At 60.1% G+C, this 10,169-nt stretch carries 8 protein-coding genes; 4 read left to right on the top strand and 4 right to left on the bottom strand.

The genetic code is table 11. The features are described 5' to 3' along the window. Positions 1–282: 282 nt before the first annotated feature. The 3 genes from MF6394_RS32550 to MF6394_RS32560 all read right to left on the bottom strand — a co-directional run bounded on the left by MF6394_RS32550 (position 283) and on the right by MF6394_RS32560 (position 2,711). The gene (locus MF6394_RS32550; protein WP_044272220.1) at positions 283–753 is read right to left on the bottom strand and encodes a GNAT family N-acetyltransferase; all 471 of its coding nucleotides are present in this window, start codon (positions 751–753) and stop codon (positions 283–285) included. 100 nt (positions 754–853) lie between these two features. Beyond that, on the bottom strand, positions 854–2,194 hold the full coding sequence (gene rimO, locus MF6394_RS32555; protein ID WP_003231334.1) for a 30S ribosomal protein S12 methylthiotransferase RimO: 1,341 nt from the start codon (positions 2,192–2,194) through the stop codon (positions 854–856). Positions 2,195–2,375: 181 nt separating this feature from the next. Continuing rightward, a complete protein-coding gene (locus MF6394_RS32560; protein WP_032893244.1) occupies positions 2,376–2,711 on the bottom strand; it encodes an addiction module antidote protein in 336 nt (111 codons plus the stop codon). Positions 2,712–3,189: 478 nt separating this feature from the next. On the opposite strand from MF6394_RS32560, the gene MF6394_RS32565 reads away from it, so the two are divergent. The 3 genes from MF6394_RS32565 to MF6394_RS32575 all read left to right on the top strand — a co-directional run bounded on the left by MF6394_RS32565 (position 3,190) and on the right by MF6394_RS32575 (position 6,899). Further along, positions 3,190–5,091: a potassium transporter Kup gene (locus MF6394_RS32565; protein ID WP_032893242.1), complete on the top strand. Its 1,902-nt coding sequence runs from the start codon at positions 3,190–3,192 to the stop codon at positions 5,089–5,091. A gap of 212 nt (positions 5,092–5,303) precedes the next feature. Then, a complete protein-coding gene (locus MF6394_RS32570; RefSeq protein ID WP_044272224.1) occupies positions 5,304–6,410 on the top strand; it encodes an NADH:flavin oxidoreductase/NADH oxidase in 1,107 nt (368 codons plus the stop codon). A 303-nt stretch (positions 6,411–6,713) separates the two neighbouring features. Beyond that, a complete protein-coding gene (locus tag MF6394_RS32575) occupies positions 6,714–6,899 on the top strand; it encodes a hypothetical protein (RefSeq protein ID WP_003189066.1) in 186 nt (61 codons plus the stop codon). 54 nt (positions 6,900–6,953) lie between these two features. Here the strand turns inward: MF6394_RS32575 and MF6394_RS32580 are convergent, their stop codons facing one another. Further along, positions 6,954–8,579: a glucan biosynthesis protein D gene (locus tag MF6394_RS32580; RefSeq protein ID WP_047712717.1), complete on the bottom strand. Its 1,626-nt coding sequence runs from the start codon at positions 8,577–8,579 to the stop codon at positions 6,954–6,956. Between the two features lie 304 nt (positions 8,580–8,883). Between MF6394_RS32580 and MF6394_RS32585 the strand changes: the two genes are divergently transcribed. Next, positions 8,884–9,591 (top strand): tellurite resistance TerB family protein, encoded by a 708-nt coding sequence (locus tag MF6394_RS32585; RefSeq protein ID WP_044272228.1) that lies wholly within the window; start codon positions 8,884–8,886, stop codon positions 9,589–9,591. Positions 9,592–10,169 lie beyond the last annotated feature (578 nt).

A 10,169-nucleotide genomic window follows, 5' to 3' on the forward strand; every position in this document is an offset into this window, starting at 1 on the left:
GGCTCGGTGTGCCCGTAATCCGCCAGTGATTTGGGGGGCCGCCGCCACGCGCCATCCATGGCGCGGGGCGGCTAAACCGGCATCCCTGCCGGTTTACCCCCCAAATCCCTGTCGAATTCCGGCCAGCGTGGTTTGACGGGGCGCCTAAGATCAAGAGCAGATCAAGATCAAGAGCGGCTCGCTTCGCATCGTGGTTACCGGGGGCTGCGGCGAACTGCGCAGTTGTGTAGATACCTATGGCCATCACAGGCACGCCAGCTCCCACCGTTGTACGGGGTGACTTCAGGCATTACGGGCTTGTTGCTGTTGCTGCAAACGCAGGCGCAGCAACGGATAAGGCTGCCCAAGCCCATCATGCTCCGTGCGCCCGATCACCTCGAAGCCTTGCTTGAGGTAAAACCCCAAGGCCTGGGGGTTCTGTTCGTTGACGTCCAGTTCATCGGCATTCATGTGTTCGATCGCGTAACCCAGCAATTGCCGGCCCAGTCCCTGCCCACGGTAGTGCGGGTCGATAAACAGCATCTCCACCTTGCCCGCCGACACGCCGGCGAATCCGTTGATGCGTTGGCGCGAGTCCTTGGTGCAGATCAGCATCACCGCATCGAGGTAGCGGGTCAGCACCAAGTTTTTCAGCAACTCGATATAGCTGTCCGGGAGGAAGTGGTGGGTGGCGCGTACCGAGTCCTCCCAGATCTGCACCAGGCGCGCGTAGTCGCTGGTTTTAGGTGTGTGAATCACCGAATGCTGACGCATACCCGCTGTCCCTTGCTGTATTCGGGGTTGATGGGCAATACGATAGACCTAAAAAAGCCCCGCATCTTCTCAGAGGCGGGGCTTTTTTATCATCGGGCGATCAGTCGCGCTTTTCAGCCCACAAGTCGTACTCGTCGGCATCGGTCACGGTGCACCACACTTTGTCACCCGGCTTCAGGCCGCTGGCATCGTCGATAAACACGTTACCGTCAATTTCAGGGGCGTCGAAGAAGCAACGACCCACCGCGCCTTGCTCGTCGACTTCGTCGATGAGCACTTCGATTTCCTTGCCGATGCGCAGTTGCAGGCGCGCCGAGCTGATGGCCTGTTGGTGCGCCATGAAGCGCTCCCAACGGTCTTGCTTGACGTCGTCCGGCACCACGGCCAGGTCCAACAGGTTGGCCGGAGCACCTTCCACCGGCGAGTACTGGAAGCAACCGACGCGGTCCAGCTGCGCTTCGGTCAGCCAGTCCAGCAGGTATTGGAAGTCTTCCTCGGTCTCGCCGGGGAAACCAACGATGAAGGTGGAACGGATGATCAGCTCCGGGCAGATCTCGCGCCAGTTCTTGATGCGTGCCAGGGTCTTGTCTTCGAACGCCGGGCGTTTCATCGCCTTGAGCACTTTTGGGCTGGCGTGCTGGAACGGGATGTCCAGGTACGGCAGGATCTTGCCGGCGGCCATCAACGGGATCAGCTCGTCCACGTGCGGGTACGGGTAAACATAATGCAGACGCACCCACACGCCCAGGCTGCTGAGGGCTTCGCACAGTTCGGTCATGCGGGTTTTCACCGGCGCGCCGTTCCAGAAACCGGTGCGGTATTTCACATCGACGCCGTAAGCGCTGGTGTCCTGGGAGATCACCAGCAGCTCCTTGACGCCAGACTTGACCAGGCGCTGGGCCTCGTCGAGCACGTCACCCACCGGGCGGCTCACCAGCTTGCCGCGCATCGACGGGATGATGCAGAAGCTGCAGCTGTGGTTGCAGCCTTCGGAAATCTTCAGGTACGCGTAGTGACGCGGGGTCAGCTTGATGCCCTGGGGCGGCACCAGGTCGATCAGAGGGTTGTGATCCTGGCGTGGCGGCACCACCTCGTGCACAGCGTTGACCACCTGCTCGTACTGCTGCGGGCCGGTCACGGCCAGCACACTCGGGTGCACGTTGCGGATATTGCCTTCTTCCACCCCCATGCAGCCGGTCACGATGACCTTGCCGTTTTCCTTGATGGCTTCGCCGATCACTTCCAGGGATTCAGCTTTGGCCGAGTCGATGAAGCCGCAGGTGTTGACCACCACCACATCGGCGTCCTGGTACGTGGACACGACGTCATAGCCTTCCATACGCAATTGCGTGAGGATGCGCTCGGAGTCGACAAGCGCCTTCGGGCAACCCAGGGAAACAAAGCCAACCTTGGGGTTGGCTTTTGCGATGGTGGTGGACATGTCTAACCTCGGTATTGAATGACGCTGCCGGTCGTGCACGACAAGGCAACGGATGGGCGCTTGGCGCGCCTCTGATCAAAAAGTGCGCAATTCTATCGGTGGGCAACGCACTTGACCAGCTTTATGCAGGGAAATGCGACGAGTGCTGCGCCGGGTAATCCCCATAGCCACTGGCGCGCGCTTAAGCCTGGATGTCTTGTTCGGTTCGGTGCGATACCACTTTAGACATGCCCACACCTAACGCCTGGAGGACTTTAAGCAAAGTAGAGAGCTTAGGATCGCCGCCGACGCCGATGGACCTGTAGAGGTTTGCTCGATTGAGTCCGGTGTTCTGCGACAAGCTGAGCATCCCACCACGGGCTTCCGCCACTCGACGGATAGCAACAAGGAAAGCGTCCTCGCCACCGGCTTCATCTATTTCCTCAAGCGCGACAGACAAATATTCGAGGGCAAATGCCTCGTCGTTGCGAAGCATTTCCAGAACGCTATCTTCGTGCGGTCGGGTACGAATGGTCATGTTTGCTGCACCTTGTAGGATTTCCAAAGAGCCTTTGGCCTGATCGATGTCAGTGCGTGTCTCACCTTGCGCATGAGGCATGTACCTTAAAAGAGACAGCTTTATATGTATCGACTGCGCGCCATGCGAATGCACGATTGACCGATCAGGTAATCCGGCAAGGCGCTCCTGCTCACACCACCCAAACAGCACGACTGAGCCGGGCCAGGAATATACGGTTAGCCGTAAACGTGATCAATGCAGGCCAAAAGGCGCCAAAGTGCTGCTGTGGCCTCTATGACTGATTGCCTAAAACGACACCCCGTTCACTTGAACGGGGAAATACGACGAGTGCTGCGCTATGCTTCGCGCCGTTGCGCACGGGTAAAGCCCTTGGGTCAATAAAACGTCTGTTACGAGAAGTAAAACAGCGCATGCTAGGGTCAGCTTAGAAGCGCTGTTTATAAAAGACCTCAGGTCAAAAGGGCAGGAGTGGTTGATGGGTCAGGCAAGTAGTCAGGCAGCAGGTGCCGAGCATTCAAAAGCCAAGCCGATTGGCATGCTGGTGGCGGCGGTCGGGGTGGTTTATGGCGATATTGGGACCAGCCCGCTCTACACCCTTAAAGAGGTGTTCAACGGTGGTTATGGCGTGCAGGTCAACCATGACGGTGTTTTGGGGATCCTGGCGCTGATCTTCTGGTCGCTGATCTGGGTGGTGTCGATCAAGTACGTGCTGTTCGTGCTGCGTGCCGATAACCAGGGCGAGGGCGGGATCATGGCGCTCACCGCGCTGGCGCGGCGAGCTGCCGGCACGCGGGCCAAATTGCGCGGTTTTCTGGTGGTGTGTGGCCTGTGTGGCGCGGCGTTGTTCTACGGCGACAGTATGATCACCCCGGCAATTTCGGTGTTGTCGGCCATCGAAGGCTTGGAACTGGCGTTCGACGGCCTGGAAAAATGGGTAGTGCCCATTGCCCTGGTGGTGCTGGTGGCGCTGTTCCTGATCCAGAAACACGGCACCGACCGCATCGGCAAGCTGTTTGGCCCGGTGATGGTTACCTGGTTCCTGGTATTGGGCGGCCTGGGGGTGTACGGCATCCTGCAGCAACCCGAAGTGCTCAATGCGCTGAACCCGGCGTGGGGCGTGCGCTTCTTTATGGTTCACCCGGGTATTGGCGTGGCGATCCTCGGCGCGGTGGTGCTGGCCTTGACCGGCGCAGAAGCGCTCTACGCCGACATGGGCCACTTTGGCCGCAAACCCATCGCCCGCGCCTGGTTCCTGCTGGTGCTGCCGGCGCTGGTGCTCAACTATTTCGGCCAGGGCGCGATGCTGCTGGGCGATCCGGAGGCTGCGCGCAACCCGTTCTACCTGCTGGCGCCGAGCTGGGCGCTGGTCCCGTTGGTGGGCTTGTCCACTATGGCCACGGTAATCGCTTCCCAGGCGGTGATTTCCGGCGCGTTCTCGTTGACCCGCCAGGCGATCCAGCTGGGTTATATCCCGCGCATGCATATCCAGCACACCTCCAGTGCCGAACAGGGCCAGATCTACATCGGTGCAGTGAACTGGTCGTTGATGGTCGGCGTGATCCTGCTGGTGCTGGGTTTCGAATCTTCCGGTGCCCTGGCCTCGGCCTACGGCGTAGCTGTAACAGGCACCATGCTGATGACCACCATTCTGGTATCGGCGGTCATGCTGCTGCTGTGGAAATGGCCGCCGGTGCTGGCCGTGCCGCTGTTGCTCTGCTGCCTGTTGGTAGACGGCCTGTTCTTCGCGGCCAACGCGCCGAAGATTCTCCAGGGCGGGGCCTTCCCGGTACTGGCGGGGATCGTGCTGTTTGTGCTGATGACCACCTGGAAGCGGGGCAAGCAATTGCTGGTCGGCCGTCTCGACGAGGGTGGCCTGCCATTGCCGATCTTTATCAGTAGTATCCGCGTACAGCCGCCCCATCGCGTGCAGGGCACGGCGGTGTTCCTCACCGCGCGGCCCGACGCCGTGCCCCATGCGCTGTTGCACAACCTGCTGCATAACCAGGTGCTGCATGAGCAGGTGGTGCTGTTGACCGTGGTCTATGAAGACATTCCACGGGTGCCAGCGGCGCGGCGCTTCGAGGTGGATGCCTATGGCGAAGGCTTCTTCCGGGTGATCCTGCACTTCGGGTTTACCGATGAACCGGACGTACCCGAAGCGTTGAAGCTGTGCCATCTGGATGATCTGGACTTCAGCCCGATGCGCACCACCTATTTCCTTAGCCGTGAAACGGTGATTGCCTCGCGTATCAAAGGCATGGCCCGTTGGCGCGAAGTGTTGTTTGCCTTCATGTTGAAAAACGCCAACGGCAACCTGCGGTTCTTCAAACTGCCGGTCAACCGTGTGATCGAGCTGGGCACCCAGGTCGAGATGTAAGGCGCTGCCTACCGGGAGCCGGCAATCGGCTCCCGCTTTCCTTTCTGAACCCTGTGCAAACGATGGTTGTCGACTAGGCTGGTAGGAGCGAGCTTGCTCGCGAAAAACGTCAACGATCACGCGTTAATCCTGGATAAACGCGACCCCTGTGAGGCCTTCGCGAGCGAGCTCGCTCCTACAAAAATGCCTATGAAGCCCAGAAGAGGTGCGCCATGAGTCAGCTGCTCGAACCTTACACCCTGCGCCAATTGACCCTGCTCAACCGCATCGCGGTTTCACCCATGTGCCAATACTCCAGCGACGATGGGCTGGCCAACGACTGGCACCTGGTGCACCTCGGCAGCCGAGCCGTGGGCGGCGCCGGGCTGATTTTTACCGAGGCCACGGCGGTGACCGCCGACGGCCGCATCACCGCCCAGGACCTGGGCCTGTGGAACGACGCCCAGATCGAACCGTTGCGGCGTATCACGCGGTTTATCGCGGCCCAGGGCGCAGTGGCTGGGATTCAGCTGGCCCATGCCGGGCGCAAGGCCAGCACTCATCGGCCATGGATCGGCAAACACGGCAGCGTCAAACCGGAGGAGGGCGGCTGGGTGCCGGTGGGGCCCTCGCCGATTGCCTTCGACCCCAATCACACCCAGCCCAAGCCACTGGACGAAGCACAGATCCAGCAGGTGATCGCCGACTTTGTCGCCGCCGCCAAGCGCGCCTTGACCGCAGGCTTTGAAGTGGTGGAAATCCATGCCGCCCACGGGTATCTGTTGCACCAGTTCCTCTCGCCGATCAGCAACCAGCGTCAAGACCACTACGGCGGCTCTTTCGAAAACCGCATTCGCCTGGTGTTGGAAGTGACCAAGGCCGTGCGCACCGTGTGGCCTGAGGAGTTGCCGCTGTTTGTGCGCGTGTCGGCCACCGATTGGGTGGAAGACGGCTGGAACCCGGATGAAACCGTGGAATTGGCGCGCCGCCTGAAAGACCTGGGGGTGGATCTGATTGACGTATCGTCCGGGGGCACTGCCGCCAATGCCGAGATTCCCACCGGCCCCGGCTACCAGACGCGCTTCGCTGAGCGCGTGCGCAAGGAATCGGGCATGGCCACCGGCACCGTTGGCATGATTACCGAACCCGCCCAAGCCGAGCACATCCTGCGTACCTGCCAAGCCGACATTATTTTCCTGGCCCGCGAACTGCTGCGTGACCCTTATTGGCCACTGCACGCCGACGATGACCTGGGTGGGCGCAAGGCAACCTGGCCTGCGCAATACCAGCGGGCGACTCATCGGGACCAGCCGATTCATGAGTCGGACCTGCGGGATTGATCCTGCTCACCTCTGTGCCAAACCCACCCTGATACGGTGGGTTTTTTCTTGCGCGCGTTGTAGGCGTTGCGCAGCCGATATCGGCCACTGCGTGAGCAATCGCTGTAGGTTTTTATTACCGACGTTATTTTTTAAGTTAATACTCTAAAAAAATCCCACGAATGATGAGATAGTTTCTACGCTAAGGGTAAGCCCGACTTCTGGCCCAGGGAGACAGGCGGTTGGTCCGCGAAGCCGTTGCGCTTCTCGGGAGTTGGGAAATGGGCACCAGGAGTATTTGACTGATATCAGGAGTAGCGGTCCATGGCCAAGTCCTATGGCGTAGCGGGTGCGGTGGCGTCTTTTCTGAGCCGCCGGATGTCCTTGCGGGGTCGAAGATTGAGTTCAGATGAAATGGAGTTGCTGGCGCAATATCGGGCGCTGACCGAGAGTGATCAGGTGGCGATGCGCTATCTGATTGGCGCGATGAAAAGCGTGTCGCGGTTCTGAGCCAAATCCGATCATTCCCACGTTATTGCGTGGGAATGATCGTGCAGTGTGGCATCAGGTGTACTTGCGTTGCTCTGGCGCAGGCGGGAAGTACTGATACAGCCAGGTTTCACTGAGGGTGCGGTCCTGGGTGCGAATAAACAGGCGTAGCTCGACCGGCTCCACGCTGTCGCTGGTGGGGTACCAGTCGAACAGGATGCGGTAACCCTTGATGTTGTCCAGCACCAGCACGCTGAAGTCCTTCACCTCACCGTGGGAACAGGTCACCACAGGCTCGATGCCAGTGCCCGCTGGCAGGCGATCCAGGCCGCCGCCCTTGAAGTCCACGGCAAAACGCCGCGCCCATACTTTCGGATAATGCTCGCCGGGGGCCCAGCCTTCGGTAAAACCGCCCATGCCCGAACGGGTCGCGTCGACCTGTGCCAGCGGCGTGCTCACCGGCGGCAGTGCGCTCCAGTAGAGCTTGTAGCCGTAGTTGAGCGAATCACCGGCGGCCACGGGCTTTTTCGGGGTCCAGAAGGCCACGATATTGTCCAGGGTTTCGCCAGTGGTAGGGATTTCCAGCAGGTCGATCGAGCCTTCGCCCCAGGCCGTGGTCGGTTCAACCCACAGGCTTGGGCGTTTGCTGTACCAGTCGACGGTGTCCTGGTAGCTGGCGAACTCATGGTCGGTCTGCACCAGGCCGAAGCCTTTGGGGTTAGTGTCGGCGAACGCGTTGAATTGCAGTTTGGCCGGGTTGTTAAGGGGCCGGCAGACCCATTCGCCGTTGCCGCGCCACATGGCCAGGCGGTCCGAGTCGTGGATTTGCGGGTGAATGGTGTCGCACATGCGGCGCTCATGGGTGCCGCAGCTGAACATACTGGTCATGGGCGCGATGCCCAGTTGTTCGATGGCGGTGCGCGCATTGATGTGCGCGTCGATCGCCATCACCACTTGGTTGGCCTGGCAGTCGATATCGAAGCGGTAGGCGCCAGTGGCGCTGGGCGAGTCGAGCAGGGCGTAGACCACAAAACGCGTGGCGTTCTTGTCCGGGGTTTCGAACCAGAACTGCGTGAAATCAGGGAATTCCTCGCGTTTTTTCGCGTAGGTATCAATCGCCAGGCCGCGCGCCGAGAGGCCGTACTGGCCGGTGGAATCCACCGCACGGAAGTAGCTGGCGCCCAGAAACGAGAGCACGTCATGGCGGTCCAGTTCCGGCGCCTTGAACAGCTTGAAGCCGGAGAAACCCAGGTCGCCGGTCAGTTGCTGGGTGTCCACCGTGGTTTTTTCATAGTTGAACAGCGAAGGGCGAAAGTGCACTTCGCGGGCTTCACGGGTCTTGGGGTCGACGCTGTGCATGCGCACCGGCGTCTTGAAACCCATGCCGACGTGGAAGAACTGCACGTCCAGTTGGCCGTTCAACTCCTTCCACAGCGAATGGTTGCGGTCGTAGCCGATGGCGTTGAAATTCTGCGGGGTCATGGTGGCCAGGGTCGGCGGCAGCACCTGCTTAGTGTCCTGGTAGCCACGGGTGGCCAATTGCTTGGCCTGGGCCTTGAGCGATTCGAAATCGAACGCCACGGCCTTGCCATCGGCAGCCTGGTTTGCGGCCCAGGCCTGCGCGGCCAGCAGGCCACTGGCCGACAAACCGGTGTAAGCCGCAATGGCCATGGATGCTTTGAGCAAATTCCTGCGGTGCATAGAGACAACCTGTCGTGAGCAAATCCCGCGCCGTTCCTGGCACGTAACGGATCAGAAATAACGGTTCGGACATGCCTTCGGCCAAACGCAACGGACAATAAACAGACGCCGGATAGCTTAAGCGGTTCGATGAGCGAGGCAAATTGATTGATGGCGGGATGATGGCGTTGCATGTGCAACAAGACATTTCCAGCATCGCGGCAGAGCGTTACATCTGGAAGCACTCTAGATCACGGCTTTTTGGCACTTAGTTTTACGCTGGAGGCCTATTGGTCCTACGAACCCAAGTGTCTGGAGGCTACGAATGAATACCCGTGGATTGCTCGATCAACTGCTCAAGTCTGGCCAGGACATGTTGCAAAACAAGGCCGGCGGCCAACGCAAGTCCAATGACAAGGGCGCCCTCGGCGGCTTGCTCAACGGTGGCGGGCTCGGCAGCATGCTCGGCGGTGCCGGCGGCGGCGCCCTGGCAGCGGGAGCCATGGGCTTGCTGCTGGGCAACAAAAAAGCCCGCAAATTCGGCGGCAAGGCACTCACCTACGGCGGCCTGGCCGCACTCGGTGTGATTGCCTACAAGGCTTACGGTAACTGGCAAGCCCAGCAGGCCAGCGCGCCCCAAGGCGAGCCGCAAACCATCGACCGCCTGCCACCGGCCCAAGTGGAGCAACACAGCCAAGGCATTCTCAAGGCACTGGTAGCCGCGGCCAAGGCTGACGGGCATGTGGATGAGCGCGAGCGCGCCTTGATCGAAGGCGAATTTACCAAGCTGGACAACGATCAGGAGTTGCAACACTGGCTACACGCCGAACTCAACAAACCCCTGGACCCCACCGACGTCGCCCGCGCCGCCAGCACCCCGGAAATGGCCGCCGAAATGTACATCGCCAGTGTGATGCTGGTGGACGAAGAAAACTTCATGGAAAAAGCCTACCTGGACGAACTGGCCCGCCAACTGAAACTTGAACCAGGCTTGAAGCTTGAGCTGGAAAAACAAGTACGGCTAAACGCGTAAATAGGGCCACACGCCAGTCAAACCTGTGGGAGCGGGCTTGCCCGCGAATGCGGTGGGCCAGTCACTACTATTTCTGACTGACTGACGCCATCTCGGCATAGATACCAACACCGTAACTACGATGCGAAGCGAGCCGCCCTTGATCTTGCTCTTGATCTGCTTTTGATCTTAGGCGCCCCGTTAAACCACGCTGGCCGGAATTCGACAGTGATTTGGGGGGTAAACCGGCAGGGATGCCGGTTTAGCCGCCCCGCGCCATGGATGGCGCGTGGCGGCGGCCCCCCAAATCACTGGCGGATTACGGGCACACCGAGCCCAAGCGAGGTGCCGAGTGGTGGGGCAAGAGCGTTTTGCTTACTTTTGCGCTGTTCAAAAGTGAGCCGCTGTCAGAGCGGAACCCTAAGTAGCCGTTACCGCAGGAATGGATATGTACACAATCCAGCTGTGTTGACTGTTAGGCCGCCTTCGCAGGCAAGCCAGCTCCCACAGTTGGGTCGCGGGGAGTCAGGTAGATAGCCGTAGGCTGTTAGGCCGCCTTCGCAGGCAAGCCAGCTCCCACAGTTGGGTCGCGGGGAGTC

Source organism: Pseudomonas sp. MF6394, from assembly GCF_002018845.1.
Classification (GTDB): domain Bacteria; phylum Pseudomonadota; class Gammaproteobacteria; order Pseudomonadales; family Pseudomonadaceae; genus Aquipseudomonas; species Aquipseudomonas lactis.

Coding starts and splice junctions, on each gene's coding strand:
- MF6394_RS32550 (WP_044272220.1), bottom strand. CDS start 753: ATGCGTCAGCATTCGGTGATTCACACACCTAAAACCAGCGACTACGCG.
- rimO (WP_003231334.1), bottom strand. CDS start 2,194: ATGTCCACCACCATCGCAAAAGCCAACCCCAAGGTTGGCTTTGTTTCC.
- MF6394_RS32560 (WP_032893244.1), bottom strand. CDS start 2,711: ATGACCATTCGTACCCGACCGCACGAAGATAGCGTTCTGGAAATGCTT.
- MF6394_RS32565 (WP_032893242.1), top strand. CDS start 3,190: ATGGGTCAGGCAAGTAGTCAGGCAGCAGGTGCCGAGCATTCAAAAGCC.
- MF6394_RS32570 (WP_044272224.1), top strand. CDS start 5,304: ATGAGTCAGCTGCTCGAACCTTACACCCTGCGCCAATTGACCCTGCTC.
- MF6394_RS32575 (WP_003189066.1), top strand. CDS start 6,714: ATGGCCAAGTCCTATGGCGTAGCGGGTGCGGTGGCGTCTTTTCTGAGC.
- MF6394_RS32580 (WP_047712717.1), bottom strand. CDS start 8,579: ATGCACCGCAGGAATTTGCTCAAAGCATCCATGGCCATTGCGGCTTAC.
- MF6394_RS32585 (WP_044272228.1), top strand. CDS start 8,884: ATGAATACCCGTGGATTGCTCGATCAACTGCTCAAGTCTGGCCAGGAC.